This window comes from Neobacillus sp. YIM B06451 (assembly GCF_032667185.1).
Lineage (GTDB): Bacteria > Bacillota > Bacilli > Bacillales > Cytobacillaceae > Bacillus_D.
Genome location: NZ_JAVFKJ010000001.1, coordinates 312,325 through 329,350 on the forward strand (window position 1 = coordinate 312,325; position 17,026 = coordinate 329,350).

Sequence of the window (17,026 nt, forward strand, 5' to 3'; positions counted from 1 at the left end):
GTGCAGTATTTGCTGAAGGAGGTGCCATAGGATGAACAACAATGAGATATTTGTAAGTCTTGACATCGGTACATCCAGTGTAAAAGTAATCATTGGTGAGAAGGTCAATGACTCGTTAAATATTATCGGAGTTGGCAACGTGAAATCAGCCGGGCTCAGAAAAGGGGCCATCGTTGATATAGAAGAGACCGTTCATTCTATTAAAAAAGCAGTCGAACAGGCCGAGAGAATGATAGGAATGGAAATCAGGCAAGTCATTGTCGGGATAACGGGGAACCATGTCATGCTCCAGCCATGCCACGGGGTAGTAGCCGTTTCCGGTGACAACAAGGAAATTACACGGGAGGATATCATCCGTGTCGAAGATGCAGCCAAGGTTATTTCCATTCCGCCTGAAAGGGAGATCATCGATGTGGTGCCACACCAGTACATTGTCGATGGCCAGGACGAAATTACCGATCCAATCAATATGATGGGTGTAAGGCTTGAAATGGAAGGCACAATCATAACAGGCTACAAAACGATCCTACATAATGTTTTACGATGTGTTGAACGGGCGAATCTCGAAATTCTTGATATAACGCTCCAGCCTCTTGCATCCGGAATGTTTTCCCTCTCAAACGACGAGAAAAACCTCGGTACTGCTCTAATCGACATCGGGGGAGGCACAACAACAATCGCGGTTTTCGATGAAGGCCGCCTGATTGGCACAAGCGTGATTCCTGTTGGCGGTGAACATATTACGAAGGATCTTTCCATCGTGCTTAGGACTTCAACGGAAAATGCCGAAAAAATCAAAATCAAGTATGGACATGCCTTTTACGAGCAAGCTTCGGGGGATGAAGTTTTCAGCGTCCCTGTTATAGGCAGCGACCAGCACCAGCAATTTACCCAGCTAGAAATATCGGAGATCATTGAAGCGAGGCTCGAAGAAATACTTGATCTTGTCCTGAATGAACTGAGGAGGATGGGAGTCAGTGACCTCCCAGGCGGTTATGTCCTGACGGGCGGCGTCTCGAATATGGAAGGCGTGCTCGAACTAGCCCAGGCGGTTTTCCAAAGCAGGGTAAGAAGGGCCATTCCTGATTACATCGGTGTCAGGGAACCACAATTCACTTCGGGAGTCGGCTTAATTAAATATGCCAGCAGAAACAGCAGGCTTGATGGCTATGTCCAGTCGGTAAGCGTTCCGCATTCCCAGGATCAGAAGGAAAACAAGGCGCCAAAACAGCAAGCCGCGCAAAAGCAGGCAAGACAGCCTGAGGAAAAAATGTCCACGAAAGTAAAGAAATTTTTTGGCTACTTTTTTGAATAGGCGAAAATGTTGTTTTGAACAGCTTTCCAGACACTGACTGATGAATCGATTGAAACCGGGGGTTCTCCTGCCTGAATCCCTTTTTCTTTATAGACAATCAGGCAGGCTATTTGCCTCTAATGAACGGGGCGACAGGGCGACAAGGAAATTGGACGAATTAGGAGGATTTGTCATGTTGGAGTTTGATACAAATTTAGATCAATTAGCTACCATAAAAGTTATTGGCGTCGGGGGCGGCGGAAACAATGCTGTAAACCGCATGATTGAACATGGTGTCCAGGGGGTTGAATTCATCGCTGTCAATACAGACGCGCAAGCCCTCAATCTGTCCAAAGCAGAAGTGAAAATGCAAATTGGCGCGAAGCTAACTAGAGGGCTTGGAGCCGGCGCAAATCCTGAAGTAGGTAAAAGGGCCGCCGAAGAAAGCAAGGAACAAATTGAGGAAGCGCTCCGTGGAGCCGACATGGTATTCGTTACAGCCGGAATGGGCGGAGGCACCGGTACCGGCGCTGCTCCTGTCATTGCCCAAATCGCTCGAGACCTTGGCGCCCTGACTGTTGGGGTTGTTACACGCCCGTTCACGTTTGAGGGAAAAAAACGGCAGACCCAGGCAGCCATGGGCATTGCCGGGATGAAGGACGCTGTTGATACCCTTATTGTTATTCCGAATGACCGTCTCCTCGAAATAGTTGACAAGAGCACTCCGATGCTTGAAGCATTTCGTGAAGCGGATAATGTATTACGGCAAGGGGTCCAGGGTATTTCAGACCTTATCGCCGTGCCAGGGCTGATTAACCTTGACTTTGCGGATGTAAAAACGATTATGTCCAGCAAAGGCTCGGCGCTAATGGGAATTGGGGTCGCTTCAGGTGAAAATCGCGCTGCCGAAGCCGCCAAAAAAGCAATCAGCTCTCCGCTTCTTGAGACATCGATTGATGGAGCACAAGGTGTCCTGATGAACATTACCGGCGGAACCAACCTTAGCCTGTATGAAGTCCAGGAAGCTGCAGATATTGTTGCTTCAGCGTCTGACCAGGAAGTAAACATGATTTTTGGATCAGTCATTAACGAAAATTTGAAGGATGAGATTCTTGTTACGGTAATAGCGACTGGATTCAATGAAGAATCCATCCAGCAAAGGCCATCAGCCCGTCCGTCTTTCGGTCAGCCGAAGCCATCGATTGGCACTGTCAAGAGGGAACCTAAACGTGAAGAACCGGTTCAGGAGCCGCAAAGGCCTTCTTCGGCTTCACAGGAAGATACACTTGATATCCCGACATTCCTTCGGAACCGAAACAGAAGAAGGTAATGTTGGCGGTTTTACCCCACTCAAAAAAAAATTACGATGAAGCACGCCCGATGAAAAGGGGCGTGCTTTTTATTTTTTCCAAAACTCTCAAAAGAACAGTGCTGATAGTTTTATTTTATAGATTCAAGCGGAGGCAGCCCGCGGAAAACATGAGCTTCGCTACAGCCAATAATCGCCTGTCTCTGCGAAATGACTCCAGGAAACTTGCGTGGCGAAATGGAAGTCTACCTTTCCTCTGTGCCAAAGAAAGCATTAAACAAAGATATTGGCAAAAGCTGAGGGGAATCGTTGAAAATTCCATCTTTTCACGTACAGGAATCGACACACTTTCAACCTCTTGATGCTATATACTTTTTCGTAAACAGAACACGGCATCCTGTCTATCAGGATCCCGACCGAGGAGATTATGCGTGTGACTGTTTATTTGGATGTAATCTGGGCTTTGAATCTGCTCTTTGACTGCCTCCTCCTCAGCTTGGCGGCAATTGTATTGAAACGGGCTGTTCCTCCCTGGAGAATAGCAGCTGGAGGTTTCATCGGCTCCCTAATTATCTTGCTTCATTTCACTCCTTTTGGCACCTATGCGGGGCATCCCCTTTCAAAGCTTCTGTTTTCGGTTTTGATGGTCTTATCTGCTTTTGGCTACAAAGGGATGAGATTTTTTTTGTCATCGCTAGCCGCCCTCTACCTTTCGACTTTTTTGATCGGGGGGGCAATGATGGGAACCCATTATTTTCTGCAAACAGGCGGTGGGGCATCGAAGGCGTTCCTCTCTTCCGTTTCGGCAGGGTTCGGTGATCCGGTAAGCTGGGCATTCGTATTGATTGGCTTTCCACTCGCATGGCATTTTTCAAGAAACAGGCTTGGGGCCATTGAAATGGCGAAAATCAAGTTTGACCAGCTTGTCAATGTCATAATCACGATAAATGGGGAATCGCTTTGCTTTACCGGATTAATTGACAGCGGGAACCAGCTGTATGACCCGATAACAAGGCTGCCAGTCATGTTTGCTTCCGTGAAAAAGACGATTGGAACATTGCCTCCTCCACTCGCGGCCGCATCAGCCGATCCGGAAGCGATTATTTATGGTGACAAAGCTTTGGACAGCGAATGGGGGCATCGGGTAAGAATTGTCCCATATTCGGTAGTTGGAGAAGAAAACCGGCTGGTGCTTGCCATCAAACCAGATATGGTTGCCATAACGCAAGGTGAAAAAACGTTTCGCACGAACAAAGCGCTTGTTTCATTTACGCTTCAGGAGCTTTCATCCGATGGGTCCTTTGAGTGCATTGTCCATCCAAAGATGCTGACAGGCGTTCCGGGAGGCCCCGGCATGGCAAGTTAATACTAATATACTCACAGATTATTTTTTTAGAAGGAGGAACAAACGTGAAAAAATGGAGGCTCCGTTTCTACTATTACTGGTCCAGGCTTCTATTTAAGCTTGGCTTGAAAAGTGAAGAAGTCCATTACATAGGGGGCAGCGAAGCACTGCCTCCACCGCTCAGCAAAGAGGAGGAGGAAGTCCTTTTAAAAAAGCTTCCAGCGGGGGATAAAGCCGCGCGCTCCATCCTGATTGAAAGGAATCTGAGGCTTGTCGTTTATATTGCCAGGAAATTCGAAAACACGGGTATCAATATCGAGGATTTGATTTCCATCGGCACCATCGGGCTTATAAAGGCGGTAAACACATTTAATCCAGAGAAAAAGATCAAGCTTGCCACTTATGCTTCCAGATGCATTGAAAACGAAATCCTTATGTATTTGCGGCGGAACAACAAAATCCGTTCGGAAGTTTCATTCGATGAACCATTGAATATTGACTGGGATGGAAATGAGCTTCTTCTATCGGATGTCCTTGGGACGGATGACGATATTATCACAAGGGATCTTGAGGCAAATGTCGACCGAAAGCTGCTTTCCAAAGCGCTGCACCAGCTGTCGGACCGTGAAAAGCAAATTATGGAGCTTCGTTTCGGACTGGCGAATGGAGAGGAAAAGACGCAGAAGGATGTCGCCGATATGCTAGGTATTTCACAATCCTATATTTCAAGGCTCGAAAAAAGGATTATCAAAAGGCTACGCAAGGAATTCAATAAAATGGTCTAACAGGACTTAAATAAGGGTCCAAAAATTTTTTTTGAAGCCGGAAATCGCGAACATAAAGGGATTCGGCTTTTATGTCCCCTCTCCGGGTGGATGTGGCCCTGCATATTTTTCCTTTCCAAGGAGATACTGTTTTTTGAACAGCAGCTCCTACAAGGAGGGAAAAGGCATTGACCCGAAATAAGGTTGAAATATGCGGCGTCGACACATCGAAGCTTCCTGTATTGAAAAACGATGAAATGCGCATGCTTTTCCGTGAAATGCAGGCAGGTGACCTGACTGCAAGGGAAAAGCTTGTCAACGGCAACCTCCGGCTCGTGCTGAGTGTCATCCAGCGTTTCAACAACCGCGGAGAATTTGTCGACGACCTATTTCAGGTTGGCTGTATCGGCCTCATGAAGTCAATCGATAATTTTGATTTGGGCCAGAACGTAAAGTTTTCCACATACGCGGTGCCGATGATTATAGGTGAGATTAGGCGCTATTTGCGTGACAACAATCCGATTCGGGTTTCGAGGTCGCTCCGTGACATCGCCTACAAGGCACTGCAGGTCAGGGAGAAGCTGATGGGCGAAACCTCAAGGGAGCCAACAGCAGAAGAAATTGCGAAGGTTCTTGAAGTTCCCCATGAAGAAATTGTCTTTGCCCTTGATGCAATCCAGGATCCGGTTTCCCTGTTTGAGCCCATTTACAATGACGGCGGGGACCCAATCTACGTTATGGACCAATTAAGCGACGAACGTAACAAGGATACCCAATGGATTGAAGAAATCGCGCTTAAGGAAGGGATGCGCAGGCTGAACGACCGTGAAAAGCTAATATTGCGAAAACGCTTCTTCCAGGGGAAGACGCAAATGGAAGTCGCGGATGAAATAGGGATTTCGCAGGCGCAGGTATCACGTCTTGAAAAAGCGGCCATTAAACAAATGAATAAAAATATCCAAAGCTGAAGCTGCCTGTAAAGGCGGCTTCTTCATTTTCCGTTTCCTGTCGCGCCTGAAGAAAAAAGGCTGCCATGCATGGATAATGGATGGCCTGCCAAGTTTTCTCCCCCTTGCAAACAATTTTCCCGTCCCTCTGTCATATAGTTTAAATAGCAAATGACAGGAGTGGATCGCTAATGGTGAGGATATCCGATTTTCAGATGAAGGACGTCATTAATGTCGCTGATGGAAAAAAGCTTGGCAATGTAACCGATATAGACATAAATCTTGCCACCGGGAAAATACAGGCGGTGGTGATTGGCGGTACGGGAAGGGTACTTGGCTTTTTCGGCAAGGATGAAGACACTGTCATTCCATGGACAAATATTCTAAAGATTGGCCAGGACGTAATCCTTGTCAGGGCAAGCGGGCTAACGCATAAATCCACTTCTGAAGGCCAGGAAAACAGCGCCGGGTAAGTTAGTCTGTCGGATTTAGGCGTGGTGTGGTAAACTAGAGAAAAAACAGGGGTAAACCATGGAACCATTTATTTCACAACATGAGTCAATTCTAGTTCTTGGCGGTTGGATGAAGGATTATCCCGGCCTTTCCGCCGGATTTACTACAAGGGCCGGAGGTTATAGCACCGGAGAATATGAAAGCATGAATACGGGATTCCATGTAGGGGACAATCAGAATCTCGTAAGGAAGAACAGGGAGGCCATCGCCAGGCTGGCGGGCTTTCCGCTCCTGGATATTGTCGGTGCCGAGCAGACACACGGGACGAACATTGTCAAAGCGGGCTCCAGCTTAAAGGGGAGGGGAGCATCCGCATACAGTGATTCCGTCCCGGATACGGACGGTTTTTATACAAATGAGCCAGGCATCCTGCTGTCCCTCTGTTTCGCGGATTGTGTCCCGCTCTATTTCTTTGATCCGGGGAGTGGGATGGTGGGAATCGCCCATGCCGGCTGGAAGGGTACAGTTAACGGGATTGGCCCGAAAATGATTGATGCCTGGAAGTCGGAAGGGATATCGCCTACAACTATTTTGGCGGCCATAGGGCCATCGATTTGCAAAAATTGTTACATTGTCGATGACAGGGTAATAGCTTTTGCGGAAAAGAGACTAGAACATGTCGAAAAAAAACCATATAATCAAATTAGCGCCGGGCAGTATTCCCTCGACCTCCAGGCAATGAACAAACTCTTGCTGGAAGAGGCAGGAATACCGTCGCGTAACATTTCGACAACCGGTCTTTGTTCGTCGTGCGGGGGAGGAAGTTTCTTTTCACATCGCAGGGAAAAGGGAAAGACCGGGAGGATGCTTGGATTTATTGGTTGGAAGGAGGGTTCTTTGAGGTAATGGGGGTAGCAGAAAATCTTAGAGATATACGCGCCAGGATTGCAGATGCCTGCCTAAAATCCAATAGGGATCCTGATGAAGTGAAAATTATTGCCGTAACAAAATATGTCAGTACGGAAAGGGCATTGGAAGCAGTAGAGGCGGGGATTCGGGACATCGGGGAAAACCGTGATGACGGATTTCTTCAAAAGTGGGATTCCCTCGGCGGAAGGGCCTCGTTCCATTTCATTGGCTCGCTGCAATCCAGGAAAGTAAAAAATGTCATCGGGAAAGCGGATTATATTCATTCCTTGGACAGGCTATCTCTCGCCAAAGAAATTGATAAGCGGGCGGAAAATGAAGTAAAATGCCTCGTCCAGGTAAATGTTTCCGGAGAAGAATCGAAGCACGGGCTGCAACCCGAGGAAGTTGTTCCATTCATTTTGGAAGTTAAGCAATACAGGAAGATCCAGATTGTTGGACTAATGACGATGGCTCCCCTGACGGATGATGAAGCAGCACTCAGAGATTGCTTCAAAAAACTCAGGGAGTTAAGGGACATGATAAAGGCAATGGGATTGCCACATGCCCCATGCACGGAATTGTCGATGGGGATGTCGAATGACTATGAAGTTGCCGTCGAGGAAGGGGCGACGATGGTCAGGATCGGCACGGCCCTCGTCGGAAAAAACGATATGGAGGTGCAGGAAGATGAGCATTAAATCGAAATTTAAGAATTTCTTTTTTTTGGATGATCAATACGATGAAGAAGAGGGCTATGTTGAAGAGCCTGAGCCGATAAAGCCGCAAAAACAGCAGGCGGCCAAGACGCAAAATGTCGTCAGCCTCCAAAGCGTCCAAAAGGCATCCAATTCGAAGGTGGTCCTGATCGAGCCAAGAATGTATTCGGAAGCCCAGGAAATCGCCGACCACCTGAAAAACCGCAGGGCCGTTGTCGTCAACCTTCAAAGGATCGACCATGACCAAGCTAAACGAATTGTTGATTTCCTTAGTGGTACCGTATACGCTATTGGCGGGGACATCCAAAAAATAGGATTGAGCATCTTCCTGTGCACTCCGGATAACGTCGAGGTTTCCGGCAATATTTCCGAGCTGATGCATGAACATGATTTTCAGGATTCGAGGTGGTAACAGTTAATGGCTGTAATTGTGAATATATTGACATCAATTATTAATATTTATATTTGGGCTTTAATTATCTACATATTAATGTCCTGGTTTCCTAATGCGAGAGGTACTGCGATTGGGCAATTTTTGGCGAGGATTTGTGAACCGTATCTAGAGCAATTCAGGAAGTTTATTCCTCCGCTTGGGATGATTGACATCTCACCGATTGTCGCTATCCTTGTTCTCCAATTTGCAATGAGAGGTCTGTACAGGGTGTTCACCTGGTTTTGATGGCCGCATTGGCTTTTAGGCTGGCTGGCTAAGGCAGCCAGTCTTTTTGCTTGTCGCGAAGGCGCTTCCGCATTTTGTTCTTTAAGGGATTTTGTCGAGGAGTAAAAAAATGAATATTTACCAGCATTTCAGGCCTTCGGAAAGGGAGTTCATCGATCAGGCGCTGCAATGGAAGAGCCAGGTGGAAACTTCCTATGCGATGAAATTGACCGATTTTCTCGATCCAAGGGAACAGCATATTCTTAAAACACTAATCGGTGAGAACGGAGAAGTCCGGGTCCAATTTTCTGGAGGCATCGAAAATGCCGAACGAAGACGGGCGCTTTTGCTCCCGGATTATGCCGTAGCAGGGCAGGAAGAATTCCAAATTAGCCTGATGGATATCCGCTACCCTTCGAAATTTATTTCAATCGAACATCCCCAGGTTCTAGGCAGCCTAATGTCAATAGGCCTGAAAAGGGGGAAATACGGGGACATCCTGATAGGGGAAGGAAAAGCTCAGTTTTTTTGCGCGTCCGAAGTGGCGGATTTCGTAAAAATGCAGCTGGAGTCAATCGGAAGAGCTTCGGTAGGCGTCAGTGAAATTCCGATTGGCCAGGCTCTTCAGCCAGCTGAAACATGGTCCGAAGAGTCGCTGACCGTAAGCTCGCTCAGGCTAGACGCTGTCCTGGCCGCCATCCATCATTTATCGAGGCAAAAAGCCCAGCTCTTCATCCAACAGGGGCTCGTCAAGGTAAATTGGGCAGAGGCTGTGAATCCCGCTTTCGAGTTGGGAGAGGGCGATATGATTTCTGTCCGGGGATATGGCCGGGCTAGGGTGCTCGCGATTGAGGGGAAAACCAAAAAAGAAAAATGGCGGATTGTTGCCGGAAAACAAAAATAATTTTACAGCCATTTGCAGGAAAATGCCTGTTCCTGTCGAATTAACTAGTAGATAAAATACATAGCAAACAAGCGGGGAGCGAAAAACGAGCCATCCTGCATAAAAATTATACTCAATTTAAGGGAGGTGGCGGTATGCCATTAACACCATTGGACATACACAATAAGGAATTCACAAAGGGATTTCGGGGATATGATGAAGACGAAGTAAACGAATTTCTCGATCAAGTGATCAAGGATTATGAATTGATCCTTCGTGAAAAAAAGGAATTGGAAGAGCGCCTGAATGATATGAATGACCGTCTCGGCCATTTTACCAACATTGAGGAAACGCTGAACAAATCCATTATCATCGCCCAGGAAGCGGCCGAAGAAGTTAAGCGGATTGCCCAGAAGGAAGCAAAGCTTATCATCAAGGAAGCCGAGAAGAACGCAGACAGGATTGTAAACGAGTCCCTGTCGAAAGCACGTAAAATCGCTCTTGAAATTGAAGACCTGAAAAAACAATCCAAAGTATTCAGGACGCGTTTCAAAATGCTTATCGAAGCACAGCTTGATATGATCAACAACGACGACTGGGATCACTTGCTCGATTACAAGCTGGATGCGACCGAGCTAAAGGCAACGGAGGAAGAGGACTCGCTCGCTTGACGGATGCCTTCCTTATGGCATATAATTTCCTAATATAAGAATTGAAAAGACTAACAGGCAATGAAAGGGACAGTACAATTTCAGAAGCTTTTTTTAGCGAGCCGGGAATGGTGGGAGCCGGCAAAAGCAAGGAATTGGAAAATCACCCAAGAGTCCCGCACTGAAAGGCTTAAGTAAAGCCAAGTAAGCTGCGGCGCAAATTCCACGTTACGGATGTTTGAGCGGGCAGCGTGTTAAAATGCTGCCTATCAGGGTGGTACCGCGGGAAAGCAAAACCTTCTCGTCCCTATTTGGGATGGGGAGGTTTTTTATTTTCACCAGAACGTCCCTAATAAATGGCTTGTAAGTTCAGGAGGAAAAGAAAATGGATTACAAAGACACATTATTGATGCCGAATACGGAGTTCCCAATGCGGGGCAACCTTCCAAAAAGGGAGCCGGAAATCCAGGCGAAATGGGAAGAACAGAATATTTATAAAAAAGTACAGGAGCGGACTAAAGGCCGCCCAATGTACGTTCTGCATGACGGCCCACCGTATGCGAACGGCGATATCCATATGGGCCATGCGCTTAACAAAATCCTGAAGGATATCATTGTCCGCCATAAGTCCATGACAGGCTACAATGCCCCGTATGTGCCAGGATGGGACACTCATGGCCTGCCAATCGAACAGGCATTGGCGAATAAGGGTGTTAAGCGTAAGGAAATGACCGTAGCCGAATTCAGGCAGCTTTGCACAGAATACGCGCTTGGCCAAATCGACAGCCAGCGGACGCAATTCAAGCGGCTCGGGGTCAGGGGGGATTGGGAAAACCCATATATCACCCTAAAACCTGAATATGAGGCGCAGCAAATCAAAGTATTCGGGGAAATGGCGAAAAAAGGCTATATTTACAAGGGCCTCAAGCCAGTTTACTGGTCACCATCAAGTGAATCCGCTCTAGCAGAGGCGGAAATCGAATACAAAGATAAAAAATCTCCATCTATTTATGTTGCATTTAAAGTGAAAGATGGCAAAGGGGTCCTTGATACAGACACGAGTATTGTAATCTGGACAACAACTCCATGGACCATTCCAGCCAACCTAGGAATTTCTGTACATCCTGACCTAGTTTACGCGGTTGTAGCGGCAAATGGGAAGAAATATGTTGTTGCCGAGGCACTTCTTGAGTCAGTGGCAAAGGAAATCGGATGGGATTCCTATGAAGTTGCCCGGAAGGTTAAAGGCAGCGAGCTTGAGTATATTACTGCAGCCCATCCGCTTTACACTCGCGACTCCCTTATCATGCTTGGCGAACACGTCACAACCGATGCCGGAACCGGGTGTGTACACACGGCTCCTGGGCACGGGGAAGATGACTTCCATGTAGGCCAGAAATATGGGCTAGGCGTACTTTGCCCTGTAGATGACAAAGGCTATATGACAGCCGAAGCGGAAGGTTTGGAAGGCCTTTTTTATGATGAAGCCAATAAGCCGATCACACAGGCACTTGACGAAGCGGGAGCCTTGCTGAAACTATCGTTCATTACCCACTCCTATCCGCACGACTGGCGGACGAAAAAGCCGGTTATCTTCCGTGCGACTGCCCAGTGGTTCGCTTCCATTAAGGATTTCCGGAACGAACTGCTTGAAGCGGTTAAAGAAACGGAATGGGTTCCGGCCTGGGGGGAAACGCGACTGTTCAATATGGTCCGCGACCGGGGCGACTGGTGTATTTCCCGCCAGCGTGTCTGGGGCGTACCGATTCCCGTTTTCTACGCTGAAAATGGCGAACCTGTCATTACGGATGAAACAATCGAGCATGTATCTAATTTGTTCCGTGAACACGGTTCGAATGTTTGGTTTGAAAGGGAGGCCAAGGATCTTCTCCCTGAAGGCTTTACACACCCAGGTTCTCCGAATGGAACGTTTACGAAGGAAACCGATATTATGGATGTTTGGTTCGACTCCGGTTCCTCCCATCAGGCGGTCCTTGAAGAACGGGATGACCTGCAGCGGCCGGCCGATCTCTATTTGGAAGGCTCCGACCAATACCGCGGCTGGTTCAACTCATCGCTCTCTACCGCTGTGGCCGTGACTGGAAAGGCGCCGTATAAAGGGGTCTTGAGCCATGGATTTGTCCTGGATGGGGAAGGCCGGAAAATGAGTAAGTCACTCGGAAATGTCATGATTCCTGAAAAAATCATGAAGCAGATGGGTGCCGACATCCTGCGCCTTTGGGTCGCTTCGGTCGATTACCAATCCGATGTGCGCGTTTCCGATGCCATCCTGAAGCAGGTTGCCGAAGTATACAGGAAAATCAGGAATACATTCCGATTCCTGCTCGGAAACCTGGCAGACTTCAATCCGGAAACAGATGCCCTTTCCTATGAAAAACTGCGAGAAGTTGACCAATTCATGCTCGTGAAGCTTAACAGGCTCATCAAACAGGTGAGAACCTCTTACGACAAGTATGAATACTCGGGAATTTACCATGCGGTCAACAATTTCTGCACTCTTGACTTGAGTGCATTCTACCTGGATTTTGCTAAAGATATTCTTTACATCGAAGCAAAGGATAACAAGGCAAGGCGTGCAATTCAAACGGTTCTTTATGAGGCGCTCGTTTCCCTTACACAGCTTGTTTCCCCGATTTTATCCCATACAGCGGACGAGGTTTGGGAATTCATTCCTGGCGTCAAAGAGGAAAGCGTCCAACTGACCGATATGCCTGAATACAAGGAATATGAAAATGCGGAAGCGTTAATGGAAAAATGGACAGCGTTCATGAAGCTCAGGGATGATGTCCTGAAAGCACTAGAAGAAGCACGTAATGAAAAAGTAATTGGAAAGTCACTGACCGCTAAGGTAACCCTTTATGTAAATAACCAGACAAGGGATCTCCTTGCTTCAATCGATGAGGACCTGAAACAGCTATTCATCGTTTCCGGATTAGAGGTGGCTGGCGAAGCGGAACAAGCTCCAGCAGAGGCACTGAAGCTAGAGAACGCTTCAATTGTAGTTTCGAAGGCGGAAGGCGAGACATGTGATCGATGCTGGGTTGTTACAACCGATACCGGGGCGGACCCGGATCATCCGACATTGTGCGCCCGCTGCGCAAGTGTTGTGAAGGAAACCTCTCAATTGTAAGATCGGTTGATTAAAAAGTGTGGGCCGCACCTGCTTTCGCAGGGCGGCTGTTTTTTTTTGAAAAGAGGGCCGGCGCCATTGATTGTGGTAGTATGCTTGTTTGTGCTAAAATGCATAAGAAGTCATCGAGAAGATGTGGAGGGTTCACTTGGTGTTTTATTACGTAATTGCGGCATTTATCATTGCACTTGACCAATTTACCAAATGGCTGATTGTAAAAAACATGAATATAGGGGACAGCATCCCGGTCATTGAGGATATCCTATATATAACCTCCCATAGAAACAAGGGAGCGGCCTGGGGAATTCTCCAGGGCCAAATGTGGTTTTTTTATGTCATTACCGTTGTGGTCATCATAGGAATCGTGTATTACATGCGCAAAGCTGCTGGGGGAAGCAGGCTTTTGGGTGTCTCGCTTGGGTTTATGCTTGGCGGGGCAATTGGCAACTTTATTGACAGGGTTTACCGCAAGGAAGTAGTCGATTTTATCCACACGTATATTTTCAACTACAATTTCCCAGTATTCAACATTGCTGATTCCGCGCTGGTTATCGGCGTGAGCCTTTTGATGTTCCAGATGCTGAAAGAAGAGCGCGAAAGCAAGAAGGAGAAAACATATGGAAAAAATGGTACACACCATCGCTGAGAGCGAGAAGGGTGACAGAATAGACAAGGCGGTATCAAGCCTGAATGAAGAATGGTCCCGGACCCAGGTCCAGCAATGGATAAAGGATGGCCTTGTCCTTGTAAATGGCAGGCCTGTAAAAACAAATTATAAATGTGCTGAGCACGATGTTATTGAAATATCCATCCCGGAGCCGGAGGAGCTTGATGCGATTCCGGAAAATATGGATCTGGATATTTATTATGAAGACGGGGACGTCCTTGTAGTGAACAAACCAAAAGGGATGGTAGTCCATCCTGCTCCAGGCCATTTGACGGGGACGCTTGTAAATGGGCTTATGTACCATTGCACGGATCTTTCCGGGATAAACGGAGTGCTGAGACCCGGTATCGTCCACAGAATCGACAAGGATACATCCGGCCTCCTCATGGTTGCGAAAAATGACATGGCGCATGAAAGCCTCGTAAACCAGCTCGTTGAAAAAACGGTCACAAGAAAGTACAAGGCGCTTGTCCATGGAAGCATCCCCCACGATTATGGAACGATTGACGCCCCTCTAGGCAGGGATCCAAAAGACAGGCAAAGCATGACGGTCGTTGATAACGGGAAACATGCGGTTACTCATTTCCATGTCCTAGAAAGGCTGGGCGATTATTCATTCGTCGAATGCCAGCTTGAAACTGGAAGAACTCATCAGATTAGGGTCCACATGAAATATATCGGCTACCCGCTTGCGGGAGACCCAAAATACGGCCCGAAAAAAACGCTTGAACTTGGCGGCCAGGCCCTCCACGCAGGAATCCTTGGCTTTAAGCATCCCAGGACGGGCGAATATCTTGAGTTTGAAGCCCCGCTGCCCGCGTATTTCGACAATTTGCTTGAGGAATTGCGTAAAAATGGTTGACAGCGGTAACTGCTTCAAGTAGTATATCTATAGATTAATAAGCCCTTTAAAAGCAGTCCAGAGAGGCTGGGAAGGAACGGACAATCACACACCCAAAATAGGGGGTGTGGCTACATGTGACTATCCAACCTCCCACAACTGCGGGAGGTTTTTTTATGGACATATCTTTAATGGACATATGTTAATGAAAGAAGGTGGAATGATGGGCCAGAAAGCAATTGTGTTGGATGAACAGGCTATCAGAAGGGCGCTGACACGAATCGCCCACCAAATCATCGAAAAAAACAAGGGAATCGAAGAATGTGTCGTTGTCGGGATTCGGACAAGAGGCATATACATCGCAGAGCGCCTTGCTGAAAGGATCCGCCAAATCGAAGGAGCCTCAGTAGCCACTGGAGAACTCGATATAACCTTATACAGGGATGACCTGACCAAAGTCACCGACGACCAGGAACCACATGTGAAGGGATCCGATATCCCAGGTGGGGTAACGAATAAAAAAGTCATTCTTGTGGACGATGTTCTCTATACCGGCAGGACGGTGAGGGCGGGAATGGATGCAATCATGGACCTCGGACGCCCAGCCCAAATCCAGCTGGCAGTCCTTGTGGACAGAGGCCATCGCGAATTGCCGATCAGGGCCGATTATGTCGGTAAAAATATCCCAACCTCAAGTTCAGAGCGGATTGTCGTCGAGCTCGAAGAAGTAGACGGCTGCGACCAGGTAAGCATATACGAATTAACCGAAAAAACAACCGAATAGCCCTTTTAAAGCAGTCCAGAGAGCCTGCAAAGGGGGAAATGCCGGGCCGCACCACGGGTGTGCGCTGCCACGAGCCGGAATAACGAAAGTCCGGCATGCATTTTAACCTCCTCGCGTTTTGGATGCAGGGAGGTTTTTTTGTCTAACATGAATTGTGCTTGATTAGATAAGTTTTCAGCTGAATTAAGGAATACATGCAAATCCTATTAAAATCGGAGGAGAAACGAATGAACAACCCAATTCTGGATGTACACGAAAAACCAAGGCTCGGCCAGATGCTTACGCTTAGCCTTCAGCACTTATTCGCCATGTTCGGAGCGACAATCCTTGTGCCTTACCTTGTGGATCTAAGCCCTGCGATCGCCCTCATTTCAAGCGGCCTTGGAACCTTGGCGTTCCTCGCAATTACAAAATGGCAGGTCCCAGCGTATCTCGGATCATCGTTTGCCTTTATTACACCGATAATCGGTGCGAAGGCAATGGGCGGCCCTGGCGGCGCGATGATTGGCAGCTTCATGGCTGGCCTCGTTTACGGCATCGTCGCCCTGATCATTAAGAAGGCGGGCCATCGCTGGATTATGAATCTTCTTCCTCCGATTGTTGTGGGGCCGGTCATCATGGTCATTGGCCTTTCACTGGCGGGAACCGCTGTCGGGATGGCAATGAATACATTGCAAGACATTAATAATTACAGCATGCTACATTTCTCGGCGGCTCTCGTTACCCTTATCGCTACAATTATATTCTCGATATACGCGAGGGGGGTACTGAGCATCATTCCAATACTTGCGGGAATAATTATCGGATACGTGTATTCTCTGGCAGTGGGTCTAGTCGATTTCTCAAAGGTAGTAGAAGCAAATCTCTTTGTAATGCCTGATTTCATCATTCCGTTTGTCGATTATAAAATAAATATAACGTTGGATTTGGTCCTCTTGATGGTTCCAGTCGCGGTCGTGACGATTTCTGAGCATATCGGCCACCAGCTTGTGCTGAGCAAGGTAGTCGGCCGTGATTACATTAAGCAGCCCGGCCTTCACCGCTCTATTTTGGGCGACGGTACGGCGACAATGATTTCCGCATTGATTGGCGGACCGCCGAAAACAACTTACGGTGAAAACATCGGCGTCCTCGCGATTACAAAGGTATATAGCGTGTATGTCATTGCTGGCGCGGCGGTGGCGGCAATCCTTTTCGGTTTCAGTGGAACAATTACCGCACTCATAGGTTCGATTCCCCCAGCGGTCATGGGCGGCGTCTCCATCCTGCTTTTCGGTATCATCGCTTCCTCCGGGCTGAGGATGCTTGTTGACAATAAAATAGATTTTGGAAACAACAGGAACCTCATCATCTCATCCGTCATCCTCGTAATCGGTATCGGAGGGGCGTTCATCAAGATAACAAACGGCTTTCAAATCCATGGCATGGCGCTCGCGGCAATCCTCGGGGTATTGCTGAACCTAATCCTGCCTGGAAGGGACCCAGTAAAAGACGACATGTTTGAAGCTTCATCAGACAAAAAATCTGCATAAGGTACCACCTTTTAAACCGGTCCCGTGAGTCCGGTAAGGGTGCACACCCTGCCGCCAGGAATCCAAATTCCTAGGCAGCAGGGGGAAATCTGCGCCCAGGCTACCGCCGAGGGCGTTTTCTTT

At 47.8% G+C, this 17,026-nt stretch carries 17 protein-coding genes and 1 other annotated feature; all 17 genes read left to right on the forward strand.

Annotated features, from left to right (window positions below; translation table 11 throughout):
• Positions 1-31 precede the first annotated feature (31 nt).
• The 17 genes from ftsA to RB160_RS01565 all read left to right on the forward strand — a co-directional run bounded on the left by ftsA (position 32) and on the right by RB160_RS01565 (position 16,903).
• Positions 32-1,315 (forward strand): cell division protein FtsA, encoded by a 1,284-nt coding sequence (gene ftsA / locus RB160_RS01485; protein ID WP_316568438.1) that lies wholly within the window; start codon positions 32-34, stop codon positions 1,313-1,315.
• A 172-nt stretch (positions 1,316-1,487) separates the two neighbouring features.
• A complete protein-coding gene (gene ftsZ / locus RB160_RS01490; RefSeq protein ID WP_316568439.1) occupies positions 1,488-2,624 on the forward strand; it encodes a cell division protein FtsZ in 1,137 nt (378 codons plus the stop codon).
• 412 nt (positions 2,625-3,036) lie between these two features.
• Positions 3,037-3,969 carry a sigma-E processing peptidase SpoIIGA gene (spoIIGA, locus tag RB160_RS01495; RefSeq protein ID WP_316568440.1) on the forward strand — a complete coding sequence of 311 codons (933 nt, stop codon included), beginning with the start codon at positions 3,037-3,039 and terminating at the stop codon, positions 3,967-3,969.
• A gap of 44 nt (positions 3,970-4,013) precedes the next feature.
• A complete protein-coding gene (sigE, locus tag RB160_RS01500) occupies positions 4,014-4,733 on the forward strand; it encodes an RNA polymerase sporulation sigma factor SigE (RefSeq protein ID WP_316568441.1) in 720 nt (239 codons plus the stop codon).
• Positions 4,734-4,900: 167 nt separating this feature from the next.
• Positions 4,901-5,680, forward strand: coding sequence for an RNA polymerase sporulation sigma factor SigG (gene sigG / locus RB160_RS01505; RefSeq protein ID WP_316568442.1), 780 nt, complete (start codon positions 4,901-4,903; stop codon positions 5,678-5,680).
• A 170-nt stretch (positions 5,681-5,850) separates the two neighbouring features.
• Entirely contained in the window at positions 5,851-6,132 is a 282-nt protein-coding gene (locus RB160_RS01510) for a YlmC/YmxH family sporulation protein (protein ID WP_316568443.1), read from the forward strand.
• Between the two features lie 58 nt (positions 6,133-6,190).
• On the forward strand, positions 6,191-7,018 hold the full coding sequence (pgeF, locus tag RB160_RS01515; protein WP_316568444.1) for a peptidoglycan editing factor PgeF: 828 nt from the start codon (positions 6,191-6,193) through the stop codon (positions 7,016-7,018).
• Positions 7,018-7,719 carry a YggS family pyridoxal phosphate-dependent enzyme gene (locus RB160_RS01520; RefSeq protein ID WP_316568445.1) on the forward strand — a complete coding sequence of 234 codons (702 nt, stop codon included), beginning with the start codon at positions 7,018-7,020 and terminating at the stop codon, positions 7,717-7,719. The genes pgeF and RB160_RS01520 overlap by 1 nt, the downstream gene beginning before the upstream one ends.
• A complete protein-coding gene (locus RB160_RS01525) occupies positions 7,709-8,149 on the forward strand; it encodes a cell division protein SepF (RefSeq protein WP_316568446.1) in 441 nt (146 codons plus the stop codon). Before RB160_RS01520 ends, RB160_RS01525 begins: the two co-directional genes overlap by 11 nt.
• Positions 8,150-8,155: 6 nt before the next feature.
• A complete protein-coding gene (locus RB160_RS01530) occupies positions 8,156-8,416 on the forward strand; it encodes a YggT family protein (protein WP_316568447.1) in 261 nt (86 codons plus the stop codon).
• A gap of 109 nt (positions 8,417-8,525) precedes the next feature.
• A complete protein-coding gene (locus tag RB160_RS01535) occupies positions 8,526-9,299 on the forward strand; it encodes a YlmH family RNA-binding protein (RefSeq protein ID WP_316568448.1) in 774 nt (257 codons plus the stop codon).
• A 134-nt stretch (positions 9,300-9,433) separates the two neighbouring features.
• Positions 9,434-9,949, forward strand: a complete 516-nt coding sequence (locus RB160_RS01540; RefSeq protein ID WP_053366125.1) for a DivIVA domain-containing protein — start codon at positions 9,434-9,436, stop codon at positions 9,947-9,949.
• A 51-nt stretch (positions 9,950-10,000) separates the two neighbouring features.
• Positions 10,001-10,240, forward strand: a binding site (T-box leader).
• A gap of 73 nt (positions 10,241-10,313) precedes the next feature.
• Positions 10,314-13,079: an isoleucine--tRNA ligase gene (ileS, locus tag RB160_RS01545; protein WP_316568449.1), complete on the forward strand. Its 2,766-nt coding sequence runs from the start codon at positions 10,314-10,316 to the stop codon at positions 13,077-13,079.
• Positions 13,080-13,212: 133 nt separating this feature from the next.
• The gene (lspA, locus tag RB160_RS01550) at positions 13,213-13,725 is read left to right on the forward strand and encodes a signal peptidase II (protein WP_316568450.1); all 513 of its coding nucleotides are present in this window, start codon (positions 13,213-13,215) and stop codon (positions 13,723-13,725) included.
• Positions 13,697-14,608, forward strand: a complete 912-nt coding sequence (locus RB160_RS01555) for an RluA family pseudouridine synthase (protein ID WP_316568451.1) — start codon at positions 13,697-13,699, stop codon at positions 14,606-14,608. Before lspA ends, RB160_RS01555 begins: the two co-directional genes overlap by 29 nt.
• Positions 14,609-14,810: 202 nt before the next feature.
• Positions 14,811-15,371 carry a bifunctional pyr operon transcriptional regulator/uracil phosphoribosyltransferase PyrR gene (pyrR, locus tag RB160_RS01560; protein ID WP_316569039.1) on the forward strand — a complete coding sequence of 187 codons (561 nt, stop codon included), beginning with the start codon at positions 14,811-14,813 and terminating at the stop codon, positions 15,369-15,371.
• 227 nt (positions 15,372-15,598) lie between these two features.
• Complete coding sequence (locus tag RB160_RS01565; RefSeq protein ID WP_316568452.1) at positions 15,599-16,903, forward strand: solute carrier family 23 protein; 1,305 nt, start codon at positions 15,599-15,601, stop codon at positions 16,901-16,903.
• Positions 16,904-17,026 lie beyond the last annotated feature (123 nt).